Here is a 20,411-nt window from a genome sequence, read left to right as displayed (position 1 = left end):
CGCATGGATGGACATGATTTGGTTGCCGCGGTCCGCGACGCTGCCGCGCGGCACAATGTGACATGGGAAGCTCTGGTGCCCGATGCCTACCGGGTCGATTTCGCGCATGAGGAAGCGGAAGAACTGGCCTATGCGGAGATGGAGGCCGCCAAAAGCGTGCTGCGCGACCATATCTGCCAGACCTACGGCATCAGCTATCGCGAGTTGGGCAGCCTTGCCCGGCCCTGACCGGCAACACTTCTAGAGGATGTCTGTCATGCTGCCGGCAAGTCACCTATGGTGACTGCGGTTGCCCGCATCGGCCGGGCTTTCCGCCGTCAGAGGAGACCAACATGACCCGACTGCCGCTCCTGCTCGCCGCCGCCGGCCTGGCCCTTGCTCCGGCGCTTGCGCGAGCGCCCGTGACCGCGCCGTTCAAGGGCGTGCAAGGCAACGTCACGGCGGTTCCCGCGCCCAAGGGCGTGCTGCTGAAGGTGGACGCCGCCGGCTTGACGCCGGGCTGGCATGCCATCCACCTCCACGAAAAGGGCGATTGCAGTGATGCCGCGTTCAAGGCGGCGGGCGGCCATACCCACAAGGCGGCACCGGTGCATGGCCTGCTCAACCCCGACGCGACCGATACGGGCGACCTGCCCAACATTCATGTCGCCGCTGATGGCACGGTGAAGGCCGAATTGTTCACCACGCTGGTGACGATGGACGGCCTGCGCGACGCCGACGGCTCGTCCGTGGTGATCCATGCCAAACCCGACGATCACATGACCCAGCCGATCGGCGGCGCCGGCGACCGCGTGGGCTGCGCGATCATCAAGTAAGCCGGGGTTCGGCCCCCGCCCGGGCAGGCGGGGGCCACGCCTCCTGCGTCAGAGCGCGTTGGCCGCGCTCAGCAATGCCCGCACCGATGCGGTCGCGACGTCCGTGTCGATGCCCACGCCGAAGATGGCTCGCCCGTCGCCGCTGCGCGTCTCGACATAGGCGGCCGCCTGTACGTCGCTGCCCTTGCCGATGGCGTGTTCGGAATAGTCAGCAATCTCCAGCTCAACCCCGAACGCCTCGCGCATCGCCGCGACGACGCTGGACAACAGGCCGTTCCCGCGCCCGCTGACCGTGCGCTCGACGCCGTCATGGCGGATCCTGCCGGTGAAGATCCGGTCCGACCCAGCCTGCGTTTCTTCGTAGGAAACGAGTGCGAATGCCTGTTCGCCTTCCAGCCGGTACTGCTGCTGGAACCGGCCCCAGATGTCCGCCGCGTTCAGCTCGCGGCTGGTTTCGTCGGCCAGGGCCTGCACCGCGCGGCTCAGGTCCGCCTGCATCCGCTTGGGCAGCTTCAGCCCCTTGTCCTGTTCCAGCACCCAGGCGACGCCGCCCTTGCCCGACTGCGAATTGACGCGGATCACCGCCTCGTAATCGCGGCCGAGATCCTTGGGGTCGATCGGCAGATAGGGCACGTCCCACATCTGATCGTTGCGCTGTTCCTGCGCGGCAAAGCCCTTCTTGATCGCGTCCTGGTGGCTGCCGGAAAAGGCGGTAAAGACCAGGTCGCCGGCATAAGGCGTGCGGGGATGGACCGGGATGTTGGTGCAATATTGCACCGTGTTCACCACCTCGTCGATGTCCGACAAGTCCAGTCCGGGCTCGACCCCCTGCGTGTAGAGGTTGAGCGCGACCGTCACGAGGTCGCAATTGCCGGTCCGCTCGCCATTGCCGAGCAGGCAGCCCTCGACCCGGTCGGCCCCAGCCATCAGCCCCAGCTCCGCCGCCGCCACGCCGGTGCCGCGATCATTGTGGGTGTGGAGCGAGATCACCACCGCGTCGCGATTGGGCACGTTGCGGCAGAAATATTCGATCTGGTCGGCGTAGATGTTGGGCGTCGCCGCCTCCACCGTCGCCGGCAGGTTCAGGATCAGCGGCTTGTCCGGCGTCGGACGCAGCACGTCCATCACCGCCGCGCACACCTCCAGGCTGAAATCCAGCTCGGCGGTGGAAAAGGTTTCCGGGCTATATTCGAAGTTCCAGTCGGTGCCCGGCCGCTTGGCCGCCTCGTCGCGCAGGATCTTGGCGCCCGCAACAGCAATGTCGCGCACCTCGTCGCGGGTCATGCCGAACACGATCCGCCGCCATGACGGCGATACGGCATTGTAGAGGTGGACGATCGCCTGACGTGCGCCCTCCAGGCTCTGGAAGCTCTTTTCGATCAGGTCGCGGCGCGACTGGGTCAGCACCTGCACGGTCACGTCGTCGGGGATGCGCCCGGTGCGGACCAGGCCGGAGATGAAGTCGAACTCGGTCGCGCCCGCGCTGGGGAAACCGACCTCGATCTCCTTCAGCCCGACCTTGACCAGCAGGTCGAAGAAGCGGGTCTTCTTCTCCTCGTCCATCGGATCGATCAGCGCCTGGTTGCCGTCGCGCATGTCGGTGGACAACCAGCGCGGGGCGCGCGTGATCGTTCGGGACGGCCATTGCCGGTCGGGCAGATCGACCTGCGGGAAGGAGCGGTATTTGACGGAAGGATCGGCGATCATCGGCATGGTCGGTCTCGGCACATAAGAGCGTCAGGGCGCTGTGGAGCGCGGTGGCGGTCCCTTAGGCGGTGACGGCGGCCTGGCCAGGCCGCAAGCGATCGACGCGCCTAAGGGCGCGTAAGTCGAAGCAGGAGAAGGCCGCGGCCGAACTGCATAAGGGTGGGCTTAACCGATGGCCGCACGGGCGTCCACCCGCTTTCCGCTCAACATTCCTTAACCATCGGCCTGCTAGATGGACGTGAAAGGATCACGCTCCCATGCTTCAGCTCACCTACATCAGCACCGGCACGCCGGGCCTGTCGGGGGAGCAGATCCGCGACATCCTGCGCACATCCCGCGCCAACAATTTCCGCGCGGGCCTGACTGGTCTGCTGCTGTATGACGGCTATCGCTTCCTGCAGGCGCTGGAAGGGGAACCGTCGGCGGTGATGGCGACCTACAACCGCATCAAGCTCGATCCTCGTCACCGCGCACTCGTTCTGCTGTCCCAGCGAACCGTGGAAGTGCGCTCGTTCGGCGGCTGGGCGATGGCCGCGCAGCGCGTCACCATCGCCGCGGGCGAGACGGTCGCCGATCTGGTGGACCGGATGACCGACACGCTGGAAGACAAGAATATGCGCGAACTGTTCCGCGGCTTCGCGCGCGTGCGTCAGGCCGCCTGAAGCAATTCAACGGCCGGGTCGATCAACGCCGGGTCGCCGGCCGCGATCACCTGGCCGATGCTGTCGCGGTCGAGCGCGCGCCCCTGCCAGTCGGTCATCCGCCCGCCGGCACCTTCGACGATCGGCACCAAGGCGGCGAAGTCATATAATTTCAGCCCGTCCTCGATCACCAGGTCGAGATGGCCCGCCGCCAGCAGCCCGTAATTGTAGCAGTCGCCGCCCCACAACGTGTCGCGCGCGGCGGCGCGCACCCGGTCGAACGCGAGGTAGCTGTCCGTCGTGAAGTAAGCCGGGCCGGTGGTGGCAAGGTGCGCCCGCGCGATGGCCGAACAGGCGCGGGTGCGGATCGCCGCGCCGTTCAGCAGGGTCGGACGGCCCTTGGCCCCGATCCAGCGTTCGCCGGCAATCGGCTGGTCGATCACTCCCAGCACCGGTCGCCCGTCCTCCAGCAACGCGATCAGCGTACCGAAGATCGGCCGCCCGGCCACGAAGGAACGGGTGCCGTCGATCGGATCGAGCACCCATTGCCGCGCGGCCTGCGCGCGCTCCTCGCCATATTCCTCACCGATGATGCCGTCGTCCGGCCGTTCGGCGCCCAGGATCGCACGCATCGCTCCTTCCGCCGCCCGGTCGGCCTCCGTCACGGGCGATTGGTCGGCCTTGGTCTCCATCGAAAAGGGCTTACGGAACAAGGGGCGGATCGCCGCGCCCGCGGCATCGGCCAGGCGCTGTGCCAGCAGGAGATCGTCGTCAGTCATCCGGCCTCCATGCCCCAGATCTCCACCAAACCGAAGTCCCGGAGCGACGTGCCGCTCACCACAACACGCCCTTGACCGGCACCAGGGGCGGCGGCGCTTCCTCGCCAATGGATTGCAGCAGGTCGATCTCGATCGTCCGGCACATGGCGGTCAGCGGTACGTCGTGCACCGTGCCGGCGAACGGATCGACCAGATCGTCCGCGATCTGCAGGCCGACCAGGAACATGAAGCCCGCCACGGACGAACCGATCGGCGTCGCCCAGCCGAGCGATTCAACCATCCCGATCGGCGCGAATATGCACAGCATCCGAGTGAAAAATGCCGGAAAGCTGCGATATTGGGCAGGCAGGGGCGTGTTCTTCAGCCGCTCCATGCCGCCCTGCGCATTGGCAACATCGACCAGCACCGCTTCCAACTGCGTCTGCTGGATCGTATCGATCAGCCCTTCGCGGCAGACGGTGGCGATCAGCCGGGCATTGCCCTCCAGAAGGGCATTGGCGGGATTGGCCCGCGCCAGTGCGTCGCGTCCGCCTTCCTCACCCAATAAGCGGTGGATTTCCGGGGCGGGATCCTCCCGCCGCAACTGGCGCCGCAATGCCTGCACATAGGCGATCTGGCGCAGCACCAAGATCCGCTTGATCGACAGGGCGCCGGCATGGTCGTCGGGCAAAAAGGCGATCACGCCGCGCGTCAGGCTGCGTGATGCGTTGATCATCGCGCCCCACAATATCCGCCCTTCCCACCAGCGTTGGTAGGCGGACGTGTCGCGAAAGCCGATAAACAAGGCAACGGCGGTGCCCAGCAGGGTGATGGGCAAGGCCGGCGCCTTGAACGGCACCACGAAGTAGAACACGGTGACCGCCAGGTCCCACACGAACAGCACCGCCAGGATGCGCCAGGCCGAATAGAGCGTCTGCCGGATGCGCGGCGCGGGGCCGACGATCATGCGGCGGGGCTCTGCTGGTCGGCGGCCTCCTGCTCATAATCGAACAGCAGGTAGCGCAGGCCCAGCATCATCAGGATCAGGACGGATTTGAACAAGGCGGATTCCAGCTCGGAATCGATGCCCAGCCAGACGCGCACCAAGCCGGCGACGATGATCGCGGCAAAGATGTAGAAAGGCAGCGCCTCCACATCGGCCCAGCTCAACGGCTCGTCGCGCGTGGCCAGATAATAATGCAGCATTCCATGCTCCCGCCGGCTGAAGCGCGGGATTTGGATGCGGCGCAGCATGGGTCAACGCCGATCATGGGCGGGAAACACTAATTGGCAGCAATGTTGCCGTATGCCGACCGTTTGCGTCCCGACGTTGCTGCTCCATTTCCGCTGCACGTCATAGTGCGGTGCAGCGGAACCATCAGGTGCCGGCGATCAGCCGACGACGCCGGGATGGTTGCGGCCGTCGAACGGACGCATCACCGTATCCAGTCCATGCCCTTGGTCCAGGCAGCGCAAATTCACGCTATACGAATCGGGATGGGATCGGGGGCGGTAGAAGCTCTTGATCCCGCACTGCGTGCAAAAGATGTGCTGCGCCGTGCCCGTGCCGAAACGATAGCTGGTGGTGTCACGCCGCCCCTCGACCAGGCGGAAGTTGGCGGCGGGTACGATCAGATGCTGATACCCCGTCATCGAACAGATCGAACAATCGCATTCGTCGATCGTCACCGGCCCGTCCGGCACATCCGCCTCGAACCGCACCAGCCCGCAATGGCAGCCGCCTTCGACCGTACGCATCAGCCAACCCGCATCGCGCGCAGCGCACGGGCATCACCGATCCGCAGCATGTAGCTGCCCATCAGCGCCCGCTTGATGTGGACCGGGGTTCCCGCGCGCGGCGCCACCGCCATGCCCGCTTCCGTGGTGCGCCACACCGCGCCGCCGGCGATGCGGATCGTCCAACGATCGACCGCATAGGGCGTGGCCGACACGATCGTGGAGGAAATTTCGTTGACCGGCTCGGGCGCGGGGGTGGGCCCCTTCGCTGTCACCTGAGCCGGCGCCTTCCTGCTTGCCTTGGGCGCGGGCGGCTCCTGTCCGGAATAGCCGAACATGGCCTTGCGGTTGACCTGTACCTGCTCGCGGTCGAGGATCGTCACCTGCTTGGCGGACACGGCGCCACGCAGCCCATCAAGCGCCCGGTCGTAGCAGGCCGCGCGCGCGGAGGCGTCGCTGATCGGTCGGCAGGCGACCAATGGCGCCAGCACCCGCGTCGCGCCGTCCTTCTCCGCCGCCATGGCGGGCATGGCCGCGACCAGCAGGCCGCTCACGATCGCCGCAATCATCTTCATCCCCGCTCACTCCCCGTCTTGCGTCCGCGCACATAGCCCCTGGCCGTCCGCCGCAACAGACCCTTCGGCCTTGGCCGCTCGGGTCAGAACAGGCGTGCGCCCTCGGGCGTCGGCCTGTTCGGGGCGAACAGCACCACCTCGCCCGCGTCATCGGGGAAGCCGAGGGTCAGCACCTCCGACAGGAACGGGCCGATCTGGCGTGGGGGCAGGTTCACCACCGCCGCCACCTGCCGCCCGACCAGGCTGTCGGCCGCGTAATGGCGGGTGATCTGCGCGCTCGATCGCTTGGTGCCGATGGCGGGGCCGAAATCGATGGTCAGCTTCAGCGACGGCTTGCGCGCTTCGGGGAAGGGCTCGGCCGCCACGATCGTGCCGATGCGAATATCGACCGCCAGGAATTGGTCGAAGCCGATGGTCGGGGCGGCCCCGGTCGCGGGATCATGGGTCAGGTGCATGTCACGGGCGCTCCACGGCGATGGCCGTCGCCTCGCCACCGCCGATGCACAAGGCGGCCACCCCGCGCTTCAGCCCGCGCGCTTTCAGGGCCGCCAGCAAGGTCACGATGATGCGCGCCCCCGATGCACCGATGGGGTGACCGAGGGCGGTCGCCCCGCCATGCACGTTGACCCGATCGTGCGGCAGCTCCAGCTCCTGCATCGCGATCATGGTCACGCAGGCAAAAGCCTCGTTGATCTCGAACAGGTCCACATTCGCCACGGTCCAGCCCGCTTTTTCCAGCACCTTGGCGATGGCCGGAACGGGCGCGGTGGTGAACTGGGCAGGATCCTGCGCATGGGCGGCGGTAGCGACGATCCGCGCCTCGATCGGCCAGCGCTGGTCCCGTGCCAGGCTTTCGCGCGCCAGCAGCAGGGCGGCGGCTCCGTCGGAAATCGAGGATGCGTTGGCGGCGGTGATCGTGCCGTCGGTTGCGAAGGCGGGCTTCAGCGTCGCGATCCTGTCCGGCCGCGCCTTGCCGGGTTGCTCGTCCGTATCGACCGCCACGTCGCCGCCGCGCGTCCTCACCGTCACCGGCACGATCTCGTCGGCGAAGGCTCCATTCTCGACCGCGTGCGTTACCCGGGCCAGGCTCTCGATCGCGAACGCATCCTGCGCCGCGCGGGTCAAGCCGTAGCTGCGGGCGGAGTCCTCCGCGAATGCGCCCATTGCCTTGCCGGGTTGGTAGGCATCCTCCAGCCCGTCCATCATCATCGAATCGACCACGCGATCATGGCCGATCCGGGCGCCGGCACGATGCTTGGGCAGCAGAAAGGGCGCGTTGGACATGCTCTCCATCCCGCCGGCCAGCACCGTGCCGACCGCGCCGGCGCGGATCGCCTCATCGCCCATGATGACGGCCTGCATCCCCGATCCGCACATCTTGTTGACCGTGGTCGCCTCCACCGATCGCGGCAGCCCCGCGCCGAGCGCCGCCTGGCGCGCCGGCGCCTGGCCCAGTCCGGCCGCCAGCACGCACCCCATATAGATGCGCTCGATCCGGCCGGGCGACACCCCCGCCCGCGCCACCGCCCCCTTCACCGCCGCCGCGCCCAGTTTGGTGCCGGACAGCGAGGACAAAGCGCCTTGGAAGCCGCCCATCGGCGTGCGCGCGGTGCCGCAGATGACGGTGGGATCATAAGCCATGCCATCATATAGCGCCCACGTCCGCGCCTTTCAGCCCTTCCGCGATGCGGCCCGCTTGATCGTGATAGGCGGAAGGGGAGGGGGCAAGTCGCCCGCCAAATCCTCGCACCCGGCGGCTCACGCAGGCCATCCGCAAGCGCCTTGCGCCATGCATCCGTCACACAGGCGCGGCCCAGCCCACGACCGGGCATCCACCCCGCAAACGTCACTAGGTGTGCTCCCGCGCAGGCGGGAGCACATGGGATCAGGCGGTACCCCTCCGCTTCCCAAGCTCTCGCCTGCGTGCGGGCACAGCTTCCGTCTTGATGAGGTGGCGCCGACAGCTCTGTCCCGACTGCAAATGCCCCAAGCCTCATGCGGCGAGAACGGACGCACGATGAGGCCAACCCGTCACCCACGGCGCCACCGCCCCGTACCGTCCGGGCGCGTCCGCCCCAAAGAAAAACGGGTGCCCCGGCCATCGCCGGGACACCCGCCATCCGATCGGTCGAAACGCCAGCCTCAGGCCGCGTCGCCGCCCGCCTTTTCCTTGGCCTTCTTGGCGAAGACGCGGACCGGTTCCTTGCGGCCTTCCACCACGTCCTTGTCGATCACGATCTCGTCCACGCCGTCCATCGACGGCAGGTCGAACATCGTGTCGAGCAGCATCCCTTCCAGGATCGACCGCAGCCCGCGCGCGCCGGTCTTGCGGACGATCGCCTTCTTGGCGACCGCGCCCAGCGCCTCGTCCGTGAAGGAAAGGTTGACCCCCTCCATCTCGAACAATTTCTGATATTGCTTGACCAGCGCGTTCTTCGGCTCGGCCAGGATCTTGACCAGCGCCGCTTCGTCCAGGTCCTCCAGCGTCGCGATCACCGGCAGGCGGCCGACGAATTCGGGGATCAGGCCGAACTTCAGCAGATCCTCCGGCTCGCACTGGCGCAGCACCTCGCCGGTGCGGCGCTCTTCCGGGGCGGCCACGAACGCGCCGAAGCCGATCGACTTGCCCTGCAGGCGGTCGCCGATGATCTTCTCCAGCCCGGCGAACGCGCCGCCGCAGATGAACAGGATGTTGGTCGTGTCCACCTGCAGGAATTCCTGCTGCGGATGCTTGCGCCCGCCCTGCGGCGGCACGCTGGCGGTGGTGCCTTCCATCAGCTTCAGCAGGGCCTGCTGCACGCCTTCGCCCGACACGTCGCGGGTGATGGAGGGGTTGTCCGCCTTGCGGCTGATCTTGTCGATCTCGTCGATATAGACGATCCCGCGCTGCGCCCGCTCGACATTGTAGTCGCTCGCCTGCAGCAGCTTCAGGATGATGTTCTCCACATCCTCGCCGACATAGCCGGCTTCGGTCAGCGTGGTCGCATCGGCCATGGTGAAGGGCACGTCGAACGTCTTGGCCAGCGTCTGGGCCAGCAGGGTCTTGCCGCAGCCGGTGGGGCCGACCAGCAGGATGTTGGACTTGGCAAGCTCGACGTCCGCACCCTTGGCGCCATGGTTCAGGCGCTTGTAATGGTTGTGGACCGCGACGGACAGGACGCGCTTCGCCTGGCTCTGGCCGATCACATAATCGTCCAGATGCTGCTTGATGTCGGACGGCGTCGGCACGCCCCCATCCTTGCGACTGACAAAGGCGGCCTTCGTCTCCTCGCGGATGATGTCGTTGCACAGCTCCACGCACTCGTCGCAGATGAACACCGTCGGCCCGGCGATGAGCTTGCGCACCTCATGCTGCGACTTCCCGCAGAAGGAGCAATACAGGGTACTCTTGGAATCGCCGCCGCTAAGCTTCGTCATTCACTCACCTCAAGGCCGATGGCCGACTCGAAAGATGCCACTCTTTGCATGGCCGTAGCAACCCTGCACGGCCATCTCGGGCATGGACACCCTATGTGTGTATCAGCGCGCGGTAAACAAGCGGTGCTTCAAGCCATGCCGCATCATTCAGCCCTCCCGGAATCATATCGATGCGATCGGACCCGGTTCGTTCCAGCTTTGCCGCTAAGGTGGCGAGCAGGCAACCTGTCCGGGCCCTAAGTCATTTTGCCGTTGAGCAAGAAGCGCGCCCATCGGTGGCGTTCCACAAGCTGGGAATGAATTGTCAGGGCTACTATAAACACCGAAATGACTGTCGCGGCTGCGGCAGGATAAATTGATAGCCCTGCCCAGGAATAGGCGTACAAAAACATAGAAACGAGCAAAAAATGTACGATGTAAATAGTGTAAGAGGATTTGCTGAGACTGGTAAGAAACGGATGGATGGACGTTATTTTCAGAAAAACTGGCGTAGTAATTACAATGAACGCCAGTGAAAAAGCGGTGGATCCAACGCTGTTTACAATGTCATGGGTCTTGGGGTCGAGTGCCACAACGCCGATCCTGGCTAGGAGCAGAGGAATGCTCAGCAGGCCTACCAGCCAGTATATAGGCGATGAAAACATGGCCTGAAGAAACCGGTGGTTTGGAAGTAGGTAACCCAGAAGGTAGAATGGTAGGGTGCCAAATGTCATGGATATGATGAAGGAAAAATGGCCTAGTCCTGCTGACCTGAATGGTATGTGATAAACCACCCACATCGCCAAGTAGCGGAGTGCCGGAAAGGCAAGCAGGGCGGCAAGCACTGCCAATCTGATATGTGGCGCGTCAGGGATGAGATTATCGTTTCTGATCGCTATGCTGCGCCCCTTTCTTACTTGCAAGTCCCGGATTGCAAAGGTGGTCATTGTAAAGGCGAGCAGCGGAAACAGGAACCACAAGTGAAGGTGCCATACAAGCCGATTGCGCTCTACAAAGCCCACCATGAATCCAACTTTAGGAACATGACTGTGTAGCAAGAAGAAAAGAGGATTGAGTATCAGCAACCCGAACAGGAGAGGTACGCTCAACGCGATCACGCGTTTTTGAAGCCACGAGGCCGGCGTTGCTCGCCCGATTGTCAACGCCGCCAGTAATCCGGATAGAAAGAAGAAGGTGTTCATCCGGAAAAGACCCGAGCTTCCTTCTATGAAGAAAAACAGGGGTTCAATCTTGACGTTGGCAGTATGGACGAAGATGCCATAGCTCAGAAGGATGGCACGCAATGCGTCCAATCCTATTAATCGGGAGACGGGTGCTGCCTGGTTGTCAGCTTGAAAACGAATATCGTTTTCCGGGCGTGCGCGATGAGTAGCAAGAATCGGATTTCCCCCCCAATTCTAGATTGTCACGCTTTACAGAGTAGGCGCCTCACCGCATCTAAGGTGCAATCCGCATCCCATGCATCCGGTGACTTCTATGCTGCGTGCGCCTACCAATATTCGCTTCTTAGCGCTTGGCGGTCTGGTCTGTCTATAGACCAAACAGAGCAAATAGCAGGGAGCTGCAAAAACGGGTATGCGCTTGCCAGCCCACCCATCCAACATCGGTGCCACGCATCAGCCCAAAGCTGACTGTGTTGCTGCTGTGCTACTTGGGAATTGTTAAGTCGGGTAGGTCAGTAAAATGCGCCGCCATGCCACAAGGCGAGATGGCGGCGATTTTCGAAGAAATCCGGTACAGTATCCAGTACTTAAGCCGAAGCCGCCTCATCCGACGGGGCGGGGCGCTTGTCGAACACTTCGTCGATCAGGCCGTAGGCCTTGGCTTCGTCGGCTTCCAGGAACTTGTCGCGGTCCATCGCCCGCTCGATCTCCTCGATCGGCTGGCCGGTATACTTCGCGTACAGCGAGTTCAGGCGGTGGCGCATGCGCAGGATTTCGCGCGCCTGGATCTCGATGTCGGCGGCCATGCCCTGGGCCCCGCCCGACGGCTGATGGATCATGATCCGGCTGTTGGTCAGCGCCACGCGCATCCCGGGCTCGCCGGCGGCCAGCAGGAAGCTGCCCATGGAGGCGGCCTGGCCGATGCACACGGTGCCCACGCGCGGGCGGATATATTGCATCGTGTCGTGGATCGCGAGGCCCGCCGTCACCACGCCGCCCGGGCTGTTGATGTACATGAAGATGTCCTTCTTGGGGTTCTCGGACTCCAGGAAGAGCAATTGGGCGGTGATCAGCGAGGCCATGTGATCCTCGACCTGACCGGTCACGAACACGATCCGCTCGCGCAGCAGGCGGCTGTAGATGTCGAAGCTGCGCTCGCCGCGGTTGCTCTGCTCGATGACGATCGGAACGAGGCCCGCGGTGATGTCGGCGTGGTCGGTCATGTGGGATGGGATCCTTGGTGGCTTGGTCTGCTTTGGTGGCTGCAAGATCGTCGCTTGCGCAAGGGAGTTCAAGCCCCGCGCGGACGGGGTCACCGGCCGATCACGGGCAGGCTGATCCAGCGCGGCGCGCGCGTCATGATGGTGTGGAGCATCACCGGCAGCAGCATGCCGCCCGCCAGCCCCAGCAGGAACAGCACCGGCCGCTGCTCGACGCCCGCGATGCGCAGCGCCTGGCGCACCGCGGCATTGCCCATCGGGTGCCACAGATAGATGGTGAAGGAATAAGCCCCCAGCACCTCCAGCGCGATCAGACGGGGGAAGAAATGCAGCGCCAGCAGCACGATCGCGCACCCGCCCGCAATTCCCATCGGCAGCAGCCAATGCTGCGCCATCAGGCCGGACAGCACCAGCTGCTGGAGCGCGAGCAGGACCACCGCGCCGGCTCCGGCCAAAGTCAGCAGCGGCCGGGACGACATGAGCTGCGGCCGGCGATGCAGCAGCATGCCGAGCACAAAGAAGGGCAGCAGGTGCAGCGCCTCCGAAATGCTGAACAGATAGACGAAGGGCAGCGTCATGGCGGCGAACGGCGTGAGCAGGAACACCACCGCCCAGAAACGCCACGCCATGCTTACATAGCAATCCAGCACGCCCACGATCACGAACAGGACCATCAGCGCGTAGACGAACCACAGGTGGAGATAGCCGTGCAGCAATCCCCATATCAGGTCGTCCCGCACGCCATAGGCTGCGCTCCGCCCGAGCCAGTTGACCAGGGTGACGAACAGCAAGGGTGCGGCGAGCAGGGCCACCTTGCGCCGCAGAAACGGGCCGAGCCCCTCGCCGGGGGCCGGCATCGCGGCATAGAGGAAGCCCGCCATGGCGGTGAACAGCGGCATGCGGATGAAGTCCAGGCTGTCGACCAGCCGCAACCAGATCGACCCGTCCGGCAGGCGCAGGCCCGACGTCGAATCCAGGCCCACCACATGGTAGACCACCACCAGCAGACAGGCGATCGCGCGCAGCGTCTCCAGGTTGCGCGGCATGGCCGTACGCGCGGCGGGAAGCTCCCCGTCCGCCCGCTCCTCGGCCAGCGCAGTCAGTTGCCCGATCGACAAGGCCGGCCAGTCGTCGGGCAGGTCGCCGAGGACGCCTTCCAGCGCCAGCGCGACCGACACATAGTTGAGCGAATCCCCGCCGAGCGACGCGAAGCTCGCCGTCTCCTCATGCCCCCGATCGCCAAAAGCGGCGATGAAGGCGGCCCCGACCGCCGCCGGATCGCGCCGGGCCGTAGCGGGCGCGGCGTCGGCCCTGGCGGGGATGGAGGCTTTAAGGCCGGCATAGTCAATCTTGCCGGACGCCAGCAGCGGATAATCCTCCACCACCCGCACGGTGAAGTAGGCGTCGGGCAGCTTGAGGTCCCGCCGCAGCATGGCGGCAATGGCCGGCACCGCGCTGGCATCGCGCGTGGCCACCAGCAACTGGTCGTCGATCCCTGTGGCGATCGCGGGATGGCCGGCATCCGCCAGCAGCCGTTCCACATCGTCCAGGCCGATGCGATTGCCGAAGATCTTGATGAAGCGGCTGAGCCGACCGACGATCCGAAAGAAGCCGTCCGTGTCACGCACCGCCAGGTCGCCGGTCGCCAGCACCGGCGGCTGCCCCGCGTCGCGCAAATGGTCAGGCGACGTCGCATAGCCCATCATCACGTTGGGGCCGGCATAGACCAGCTCCCCCACCTGCTCGACCGCCTCGATCGCCGCGCCATCCTCGTCGCGCAGGGAGAGCGCACCGCCGGGAATGGCGATGCCGATCGTGCCGGCCTTGCGCAGCGCGTCGGCGGGCGGAACATAGGCCATCCGCGCGGTCGCCTCGGTCTGGCCGTACATGACGAAGAAACGCCAGCCATGCCGCTCCGCCAGCGTCGCGAACTGGCGCATCTGGGCTTCGGGCAGCCGACCGCCCGCCTGGGTGAAATAGCGCAAGCTGGCCGGCGCGCGCGAGGGCAGCTCGACGCGGGCCAGCAGGTCGTAGCTGTGCGGCACGCCGGCGAAGCTGGTCGCGCCATGCCGCGCGCAGAAGGTCCAGAAATCGTCCGCCACCACCGACTCGCCGGTCAGCAACAGGGTCGCGCCCGCATGCAAATGGCTGTTCACGATCGACAGCCCATAGGAATAATGCGTCGGCAGGCTGACCACGCCGCGCTCGTCCGGCCCGAGCGCCAGATACGCCCCGATCGAGGCCGCATTGGCATGGAGACTCGCCGCCGACAGCCGAACGCACTTGGCGCTGCCGGTCGATCCGGAGGTGGACAGCATCAACGCCAGATCGGGGTGCAGTTCGGGCGGCCGTTCGGACAGGTGCTCGACCTGGAACCCACGATCGGCGGTCAGGCGCAGCGACGGCCGGAAGCTGTCCTGCAATCGCCCGAGCGCGTCCGGATTGCCGCCGGGCGCGATCAACATGGGGTGGCCGCCGCGCAGGCCCGCGACATAGGCCACCAGCCAGGCGCAGCTATTCTGCCCTTCCAGCAGGATCAGCTGCCGCTCGGGACCGATATCGCGCAGCATGTCGTCGGAGGCCGCGATCAGATCCGCGTAGGACAGCGTCACGCCCCGATCGTCGATAGCGGCGGTGGCGTCGGGTCGTGCTGCCGCGATCCGTTCAATCACCTCACCGAGCATTCGCCATGTCCTTCGGCTTGGATGTATCTGGATCGCCGGCAAGGCGCTTAGCCAACAACGCTATTGCAGCGCAACACGCAGGGGAAAGCGGCCGGGACGTCCACCATCGCACCTGCCGCAACATAGCTCAACTCCCGAACGGTTCGTCGGGGCGAGGGGGGGCGGGGGCCTTTATCCTGTTTCCGGTGGCGGGCGCGTCGGACAGGTTGCGGAACATGAAAAAAGGCGGCGACCGGACCTGCCGGACGCCGCCTTCTGTATCATAAGACGATCGGAACGACGGCGTTGCACCCGGTCGCCCCGATCCGGCCGGCCTCAGCCTTCGGCTTCGGTCTTCTTCTTGGTCGCGCGCTTCTTGGGGGCTGCCTCGCCCTCGATCGCGATTTCCTCACCGTCAGCGGCGACGGCCTTCTTGGCACGCTTGGCGGCAGGCTTTTTGGCCGCGTCGTCCGCCTCGCTCACCTCGGCTGCGTCGCCCTCGATCGCCGGAGCGGCCTTCTTGGCGGCGGCCTTCTTCGGCTTGGCCAGATCGGCTTCGGCCGCGTGATCGTGGTCATGGCCGTGCGCATGGTCATGGTCGTGATCGTGGTCATGGTTGCAGTCCGGGCCATGGACGTGCGGCTTGGGGCCGCCGTCATCCTCGGCCTCGATCGCCGCTTCCAGCTCCTCGCGGGTCACGGCACGATCGGTGATGGTGGCCTTGTCGAACAGGAAGTCGACGACCTTGTCTTCGTAGAGCGGCGCGCGCAGCTGGGCGGCGGCGACCGCATCCTGCTGGATATATTCCATGAACCGCTCGCGATCCTTGGGCGCATATTGCTGCGCGGCCTGCATCGCCAGCCGCTGCATTTCCTGCGGGCTGACCGTGACGCCGTTCTGCTGTCCGATCTCGGACAGGAGCAGGCCCAGGCGCACGCGGCGCTCGGCGATGCCGCGATATTCCGCGCGATCCTTCTCCAGGTCGGCCTTGGCGGCTTCCGGATCGGCCTCGTGCGTCGCCTCATGCTCCAGCTGGCGCCAGATCTGGTCGAACTCGGCCTCGACCATCGATGGCGGCACTTCGAAATCGTGGCCCTGCGCCAGCTGATCGAGCAGCTTGCGCTTCATGTGGGTGCGGGTCAGGCCGTTCAGCTCCTGCTCGATCTGGCCCTTGAACAGCTCCTTCAGCTTGTCCAGGCTTTCAAGGCCGAGCGTCTTGGCGAACTCGTCGTCGATCACCGTGTCCTTGGGCACGTTCACCGACTTGACCGTGATGTCGAACGTAGCTGGCTTGCCGGCCAGGCTCTTCTCGCCATAGTCGGCGGGGAAGGTGACGTTGAGCGTGCGCTCCTCGCCGACCTTGGCGCCTTCCAACTGGTCCTCGAAGCCCGGAATCAGGCGGCCCGAACCCAGTTCGACCGACATGTCCTCGCCGGTGCCGCCGGGGAAGGCCACGCCGTCCTCGGTCTTGCCGACGAAATCGATCACCACCTGGTCGCCCTCGACGGCGGGGTGGCCGTCCTGCGCGGGCTCGAAGCTCTTCTGCTGGGCGGCGAAGCGTTCGACCTGCTGGTCGACGTCCTCGGCCGGTGCCTCGACCGTCAGGCGCTCCAGCGTCAGGCTGTCGATCGCGGGCGCGGGCACCTGCGGCAGCACTTCCAGCGAGACGTCGATGGCGACGTCGTTGCCGGCCGTATAATCTTCCTGCAGCTCGACCTGCGGCTGCATGGCGGGGCGCAGCTGCTTCTCGCTCAGCAGCGCCTGGATGCTTTCCTGCACGGCGGTGTTCAGCGCGTCGCGCTCCAGCGCCGGGCCATGCATCTTCTTGATGAGGTTGGCGGGCACCTTGCCGGGACGGAAGCCGGGCATCCGGATCTGCGGCGCGGCCTTCTGGACCTCGGCATCGACCTTGGCGGCGATGTCGCCGGCCGGGATGGTGAGGGTGTAGGCGCGCTTCAGGCCCTCGTTCAACGTCTCAACGGTCTGCATGGATCTACTCGAAGCCCTCGGCTTGGGTTTGGCCCTTCTCGAAAGCAGCGGCTGGTGCGGGCGAAGGGACTCGAACCCCCACATCTTACGATACTGGAACCTAAATCCAGCGCGTCTACCAGTTCCGCCACGCCCGCGGGACGCTGCTCGGAAAGCGGGCGCTTATAGCAGCGCGCGGCGAAGGGCAAGGTTTGGTGGAGCCTTCCGGCACGACCGCTCGTTGTGAAACCTCAAACCAGGACGGAGAGAGACCATGGCCATCTACCCCGACGCTATTCCTGATTCGCCCCCGGCTGGGTCGCCCGACGCCCCCGAGCAGGTGTCGCCCGCCGAGCAGCCCGACCGCGAGAATATCGAGGACAGCCCCGGCGAGTTCCAGGGCACTGCGGGCACCGGCGGCGAGAACCGGGTGCAGGATCAGTCGTTCGAACGCTGATATCCTGACGGGATAAAGACCGGGCCGGGCAGCGTGACGCTGGCCGGCCCTGGCTTCAGGCGTCCAGCGCCTTTTTCAGCAGTTCGTTGACCACCGCCGGATTGGCTTTGCCGGCCATCGCCTTCATCGTCTGACCCACGAAGAAGCCGAACAATTTGTCCTTGCCGCCACGATAATCGGCGACCTTGTCGGCGTTGGCGGCCATCACCTTGGCGATCTCCGCCTCGATCGCGCCGGTGTCGCTGGTCTGCTTCAGCCCGCGTTCCTCCACGATGGCAGCGGGATCCTGGCCGGTCTCCAGCATGATCTCGAACACCTGCTTGGACAGGCTGCCCGACAGGGTACCATCAGCGACCAGGCCCAGCAGCTGCGCCGCCTGCGCCGCGCTGACCGGCGAGTCGCCGATGTCCTTGCCCAGTCGGTTGAGCGCGCCGAACAGTTCGGACGTCAGCCAATTGGCCGCCGCCGCCGGTTTTGCCCCTTCCGCCAGCACCGTCTCGAACCAGCGCGCGGTTTCCACGTCGGAGGTGATCACGCCCGCATTGTAGGCCGAAATGCCCAGCTCGCGCTCGTAACGGTGGCGCTTGGCGTCGGGCAGCTCGGGCAGGCTGGCGCGGCACTCCTCCAGGAATGCCTCCTCCAGCTCCAGCGGCAGCAGGTCCGGATCGGGGAAGTAGCGATAATCGTGCGCATCCTCCTTGGAGCGCATCGACCGCGTCTCGTTGCGGTCGGGATCGTAGAGGCGCGTTTCCTGCACGATCGTGCCGCCCGCTTCCAGCACGTCGACCTGGCGGCGGGCCTCGCCCTCGATGGTCGCCATGACGAAGCGTACCGAGTTCACGTTCTTGGTCTCGGTGCGGGTGCCGAACGGCGCGCCTGCCTTGCGGACGGAGACGTTGACGTCGGCCCGCATCGAACCCTGCTCCATATTGCCGTCGCACGAACCGACATAGCGCAGGATCGCGCGCAGCTTGCGCAGATAGGCACCGGCCTCGGCGGGGGAGCGCATGTCGGGCCGGCTGACGATCTCCATCAGCGCCACGCCCGACCGATTGAGGTCGATATAGGACCGCGTCGGATGCTGATCGTGCATCAGCTTGCCGGCATCCTGCTCGACATGGATACGCTCGATCCCGATGGTCTTCACCTCGGAGTCCGGATCCTTCTCGTCCAGCGTGATCTCGATCGCGCCTTCGCCCACCAGCGGATGGTAGAGCTGGCTGATCTGGTAACCCTGCGGCAGGTCGGCGTAGAAATAATTCTTGCGGTCGAACCGCGACCAGCGGTTGATCTCCGCGCCGATCGCCATGCCGGTGCGCACCGCCTGGCGGATGCATTCCCTGTTCGGCACGGGCAGCATTCCGGGCATGGCCGCGTCGACCAGGCTGACCTGGCTGTTGGGCTCGGCCCCGAAGGCGGTCGCCGCGCCGGAAAACAATTTCGCCGCGGACGTGACCTGGGCATGGACCTCAAGCCCGATCACGACCTCCCACGGGCCGGTGGCCCCTTCGATATGATAGGGTTCGCTCATGCCGATTGCGATGGGTAGGGGCGGAGCCATTGTCAATCCGCTGCGGTGCGGGCAAGTGAGCGCCGACCGCACGCGGCGGCGTCAACGGAGGTGATCGCAGGCATGAAGGCGCCGTTCGTGGCCGTGCATCCCGCCTACCAGCCAGAGGGGGTCCGCCAGTGACCAACATTGCGATCGTCATCGTCAATTACCGGACGCCCGGGCTGGTCAAGGAATGCCTGGCCTCCGTTGCGCGTGAGCGTGCGCCCGGACTGACGCTCAAGGTCTATGTCGGCGATGCGGATTCAGGCGACGGATCGACCGGGATCATCCGCGACTATATCGCGGAGGCCGGCCTCGATTTCTGCACCTGCTTCGACATCGGCGTGAATGGCGGCTTCGCCTATGGCAACAATCACATCCTCGAACAGCATGTGCTGGGCGACCCCGGCATCGACTATGTCTATTTCCTCAATCCCGACACCTATGTCCGGGCGGGAGCGATCCAGGCGTTGCTGACGACGCTGCGGGAGCATCCCAAAGCAGGCGTGGCCGGTAGCCGCCTCGAAAATCCCGACGGCAGCCCGCGCGCCTACGGCTTCCGCTTCCCCGCGCCGTGGCGGGAATTCTTCGGCGGCGCGCGCCTGGGGGTGGCGGACAGGCTGGTGCCGAGCGCCTCGGTCAAGATCGAGAATCTGGAGGAGACCGGGCAAGTCGATTGGGTCACGGGCGCCAGCTTCATGATGCCGCGGCCGGTGCTGGACGTGGTCGGGCTGATGGACGCACGCTATTTCCTGTATTTCGAGGAGGTGGACCTGATGGCCCGCGTGCGCGCCGCCGGCTACGAAATCTGGCATGTGGCGGACAGCCGCGTCGTCCACCTCGCCGGCCAGTCGACGGGCGTCCGCTCCGATGAAAAGCTGAAGCGCGTGCCCGCTTACTGGTACGAATCCCGCTACAAATTCTTCCATGATCGCTACGGCAAGGGCCAGGCGGTGTTGGCCAACATGCTCTTCCTGACCGGGGATCTGGTGTATCGCGCCCATCGCACAGCACGCGGCAAGCAGATCCTGGATGCGCCGTTCCTGTGGCGCGACATGATAGCACACGGCTTCTCATTGCCGAAAGCCAGGGGCGCGCGGTGATGGAGGCGATCATGGTCCATCCGTCGCCGGATCCGGCGGTGCAGCCGGACAGCGACCGGATGCTCGGCCGCCTCAACCTCAACCCGCCCGGCATGACCCTGCGTCAGCTGCTGCGCGAGGATTATGACACGCATGAGCGCGACCTGTTCGCGCAGGGTTTGTGGGCTATCGCCGTGCATCGCTTCGGAAATTGGCGCATGGGCATCCGCAACCGCCTGCTCCGTGGCGCCTGCTCGCTCCTGTACCGGATGGGCGCGAAGATCGTGCAGTGGCTGTGCGGCATCGACCTGAAATATACGACGCAGGTCGGCCGGCGCGTCCGCCTCTGGCACCAGGGCGGGATGCAACTGGGCGCGCTGGCGATCGGCGACGACGTCCATATCCGCCAGAACACGACCATGGGCGTCCGCCGCCATGGCGATCCGCGCTGGATGAAGCCGGTGATCGGCCCCAATTGCCAGATCAATGCCGGATCCGTGATCGTCGGGCCGGTCGTCGTCGGTGCCGGGAGCGTGATCGGCGCCAATGTGGTGCTGGCGCAAGATGTCTCGCCGAATAGCATCGTTACCGTTCCGAAGCCGAATGTCCGGCTTCGGACGCACTGACCCTGCGCCTGCTTCAGCGCCAGGCGGGCA

The 20,411-nt window shown here is 65.5% G+C and carries 20 protein-coding genes and 1 tRNA gene; 6 read left to right on the top strand and 15 right to left on the bottom strand.

The window, feature by feature from the left end; translation table 11 throughout:
* The first annotated feature begins 18 nt into the window (after positions 1-18).
* Together Q0D93_RS11480 and Q0D93_RS11475 are read left to right on the top strand one after the other, a co-directional pair.
* Positions 19-228: a hypothetical protein gene (locus Q0D93_RS11480; RefSeq protein ID WP_294394309.1), complete on the top strand. Its 210-nt coding sequence runs from the start codon at positions 19-21 to the stop codon at positions 226-228.
* A gap of 104 nt (positions 229-332) precedes the next feature.
* Positions 333-815 (top strand): superoxide dismutase family protein, encoded by a 483-nt coding sequence (locus Q0D93_RS11475; RefSeq protein ID WP_294394306.1) that lies wholly within the window; start codon positions 333-335, stop codon positions 813-815.
* A 48-nt stretch (positions 816-863) separates the two neighbouring features.
* Here the strand turns inward: Q0D93_RS11475 and leuA are convergent, their stop codons facing one another.
* Positions 864-2,522, bottom strand: a complete 1,659-nt coding sequence (gene leuA, locus Q0D93_RS11470) for a 2-isopropylmalate synthase (RefSeq protein ID WP_294394358.1) — start codon at positions 2,520-2,522, stop codon at positions 864-866.
* 257 nt (positions 2,523-2,779) lie between these two features.
* On the opposite strand from leuA, the gene Q0D93_RS11465 reads away from it, so the two are divergent.
* The gene (locus Q0D93_RS11465) at positions 2,780-3,184 is read left to right on the top strand and encodes a BLUF domain-containing protein (RefSeq protein WP_294394304.1); all 405 of its coding nucleotides are present in this window, start codon (positions 2,780-2,782) and stop codon (positions 3,182-3,184) included.
* Here Q0D93_RS11465 and hisN read toward each other — a convergent pair.
* The 13 genes from hisN to Q0D93_RS11400 form a co-directional block, all read right to left on the bottom strand.
* Complete coding sequence (gene hisN, locus Q0D93_RS11460; RefSeq protein ID WP_294394301.1) at positions 3,172-3,942, bottom strand: histidinol-phosphatase; 771 nt, start codon at positions 3,940-3,942, stop codon at positions 3,172-3,174. The two genes, Q0D93_RS11465 and hisN, sit on opposite strands and share 13 nt — an antisense overlap.
* Positions 3,943-3,997: 55 nt before the next feature.
* The gene (locus Q0D93_RS11455; protein WP_294394299.1) at positions 3,998-4,888 is read right to left on the bottom strand and encodes a bestrophin family ion channel; all 891 of its coding nucleotides are present in this window, start codon (positions 4,886-4,888) and stop codon (positions 3,998-4,000) included.
* Positions 4,885-5,175, bottom strand: a complete 291-nt coding sequence (locus Q0D93_RS11450; protein WP_294394296.1) for a hypothetical protein — start codon at positions 5,173-5,175, stop codon at positions 4,885-4,887. Before Q0D93_RS11450 ends, Q0D93_RS11455 begins: the two co-directional genes overlap by 4 nt.
* 138 nt (positions 5,176-5,313) lie before the next feature.
* Positions 5,314-5,679: a GFA family protein gene (locus tag Q0D93_RS11445; RefSeq protein WP_294394293.1), complete on the bottom strand. Its 366-nt coding sequence runs from the start codon at positions 5,677-5,679 to the stop codon at positions 5,314-5,316.
* Positions 5,679-6,233: a hypothetical protein gene (locus Q0D93_RS11440; RefSeq protein WP_294394290.1), complete on the bottom strand. Its 555-nt coding sequence runs from the start codon at positions 6,231-6,233 to the stop codon at positions 5,679-5,681. The genes Q0D93_RS11445 and Q0D93_RS11440 overlap by 1 nt, the downstream gene beginning before the upstream one ends.
* An 83-nt stretch (positions 6,234-6,316) precedes the next feature.
* Positions 6,317-6,688, bottom strand: a complete 372-nt coding sequence (locus Q0D93_RS11435) for a tRNA-binding protein (protein ID WP_294394286.1) — start codon at positions 6,686-6,688, stop codon at positions 6,317-6,319.
* A gap of 1 nt (position 6,689) precedes the next feature.
* Entirely contained in the window at positions 6,690-7,874 is a 1,185-nt protein-coding gene (locus tag Q0D93_RS11430; protein WP_294394283.1) for an acetyl-CoA C-acyltransferase, read from the bottom strand.
* A gap of 501 nt (positions 7,875-8,375) precedes the next feature.
* Complete coding sequence (gene clpX / locus Q0D93_RS11425; protein ID WP_294394279.1) at positions 8,376-9,650, bottom strand: ATP-dependent Clp protease ATP-binding subunit ClpX; 1,275 nt, start codon at positions 9,648-9,650, stop codon at positions 8,376-8,378.
* Positions 9,651-9,886: 236 nt separating this feature from the next.
* Positions 9,887-10,942, bottom strand: coding sequence for an acyltransferase family protein (locus Q0D93_RS11420; RefSeq protein WP_366510278.1), 1,056 nt, complete (start codon positions 10,940-10,942; stop codon positions 9,887-9,889).
* A 458-nt stretch (positions 10,943-11,400) separates the two neighbouring features.
* Complete coding sequence (gene clpP / locus Q0D93_RS11415) at positions 11,401-12,036, bottom strand: ATP-dependent Clp endopeptidase proteolytic subunit ClpP (protein WP_294394274.1); 636 nt, start codon at positions 12,034-12,036, stop codon at positions 11,401-11,403.
* A gap of 89 nt (positions 12,037-12,125) precedes the next feature.
* A complete protein-coding gene (locus Q0D93_RS11410; protein ID WP_294394271.1) occupies positions 12,126-14,717 on the bottom strand; it encodes an AMP-binding protein in 2,592 nt (863 codons plus the stop codon).
* Between the two features lie 315 nt (positions 14,718-15,032).
* Positions 15,033-16,685, bottom strand: coding sequence for a trigger factor (gene tig, locus Q0D93_RS11405; protein ID WP_294394268.1), 1,653 nt, complete (start codon positions 16,683-16,685; stop codon positions 15,033-15,035).
* 52 nt (positions 16,686-16,737) lie between these two features.
* Positions 16,738-16,822: transfer RNA gene (locus tag Q0D93_RS11400), tRNA-Leu, on the bottom strand.
* 116 nt (positions 16,823-16,938) lie between these two features.
* On the opposite strand from Q0D93_RS11400, the gene Q0D93_RS11395 reads away from it, so the two are divergent.
* Entirely contained in the window at positions 16,939-17,121 is a 183-nt protein-coding gene (locus Q0D93_RS11395; protein WP_294394265.1) for a hypothetical protein, read from the top strand.
* Between the two features lie 55 nt (positions 17,122-17,176).
* Here Q0D93_RS11395 and gatB read toward each other — a convergent pair whose 3' ends face one another.
* Positions 17,177-18,652 carry an Asp-tRNA(Asn)/Glu-tRNA(Gln) amidotransferase subunit GatB gene (gatB, locus tag Q0D93_RS11390; RefSeq protein ID WP_294394262.1) on the bottom strand — a complete coding sequence of 492 codons (1,476 nt, stop codon included), beginning with the start codon at positions 18,650-18,652 and terminating at the stop codon, positions 17,177-17,179.
* 158 nt (positions 18,653-18,810) lie between these two features.
* Here gatB and Q0D93_RS11385 point away from each other — a divergent pair, with 158 nt between their 5' ends.
* Entirely contained in the window at positions 18,811-19,776 is a 966-nt protein-coding gene (locus Q0D93_RS11385; protein ID WP_294394260.1) for a glycosyltransferase family 2 protein, read from the top strand.
* Positions 19,777-19,787: 11 nt separating this feature from the next.
* On the top strand, positions 19,788-20,381 hold the full coding sequence (locus Q0D93_RS11380) for a transferase (RefSeq protein WP_294394258.1): 594 nt from the start codon (positions 19,788-19,790) through the stop codon (positions 20,379-20,381).
* Positions 20,382-20,411 lie beyond the last annotated feature (30 nt).

The sequence above is a fragment of the uncultured Sphingomonas sp. genome (genome assembly GCF_934560975.1).
In the GTDB taxonomy this organism is placed as follows: Bacteria; Pseudomonadota; Alphaproteobacteria; order Sphingomonadales; family Sphingomonadaceae; genus Sphingomonas_I.
The sequence above is the reverse complement of the archived record's forward strand: the minus strand, read 5'-3'. Positions and strand labels throughout refer to the sequence as shown.

Coding starts and splice junctions, on each gene's coding strand:
- Q0D93_RS11475 (WP_294394306.1), top strand. CDS start 333: ATGACCCGACTGCCGCTCCTGCTCGCCGCCGCCGGCCTGGCCCTTGCT.
- leuA (WP_294394358.1), bottom strand. CDS start 2,522: ATGATCGCCGATCCTTCCGTCAAATACCGCTCCTTCCCGCAGGTCGAT.
- Q0D93_RS11465 (WP_294394304.1), top strand. CDS start 2,780: ATGCTTCAGCTCACCTACATCAGCACCGGCACGCCGGGCCTGTCGGGG.
- hisN (WP_294394301.1), bottom strand. CDS start 3,942: ATGACTGACGACGATCTCCTGCTGGCACAGCGCCTGGCCGATGCCGCG.
- Q0D93_RS11455 (WP_294394299.1), bottom strand. CDS start 4,888: ATGATCGTCGGCCCCGCGCCGCGCATCCGGCAGACGCTCTATTCGGCC.
- Q0D93_RS11450 (WP_294394296.1), bottom strand. CDS start 5,175: ATGCTGCGCCGCATCCAAATCCCGCGCTTCAGCCGGCGGGAGCATGGA.
- Q0D93_RS11445 (WP_294394293.1), bottom strand. CDS start 5,679: ATGCGTACGGTCGAAGGCGGCTGCCATTGCGGGCTGGTGCGGTTCGAG.
- Q0D93_RS11440 (WP_294394290.1), bottom strand. CDS start 6,233: ATGAAGATGATTGCGGCGATCGTGAGCGGCCTGCTGGTCGCGGCCATG.
- Q0D93_RS11435 (WP_294394286.1), bottom strand. CDS start 6,688: ATGCACCTGACCCATGATCCCGCGACCGGGGCCGCCCCGACCATCGGC.
- Q0D93_RS11430 (WP_294394283.1), bottom strand. CDS start 7,874: ATGGCTTATGATCCCACCGTCATCTGCGGCACCGCGCGCACGCCGATG.
- clpX (WP_294394279.1), bottom strand. CDS start 9,650: ATGACGAAGCTTAGCGGCGGCGATTCCAAGAGTACCCTGTATTGCTCC.
- clpP (WP_294394274.1), bottom strand. CDS start 12,036: ATGACCGACCACGCCGACATCACCGCGGGCCTCGTTCCGATCGTCATC.
- Q0D93_RS11410 (WP_294394271.1), bottom strand. CDS start 14,717: ATGCTCGGTGAGGTGATTGAACGGATCGCGGCAGCACGACCCGACGCC.
- tig (WP_294394268.1), bottom strand. CDS start 16,685: ATGCAGACCGTTGAGACGTTGAACGAGGGCCTGAAGCGCGCCTACACC.
- Q0D93_RS11395 (WP_294394265.1), top strand. CDS start 16,939: ATGGCCATCTACCCCGACGCTATTCCTGATTCGCCCCCGGCTGGGTCG.
- gatB (WP_294394262.1), bottom strand. CDS start 18,652: ATGAGCGAACCCTATCATATCGAAGGGGCCACCGGCCCGTGGGAGGTC.
- Q0D93_RS11380 (WP_294394258.1), top strand. CDS start 19,788: ATGGTCCATCCGTCGCCGGATCCGGCGGTGCAGCCGGACAGCGACCGG.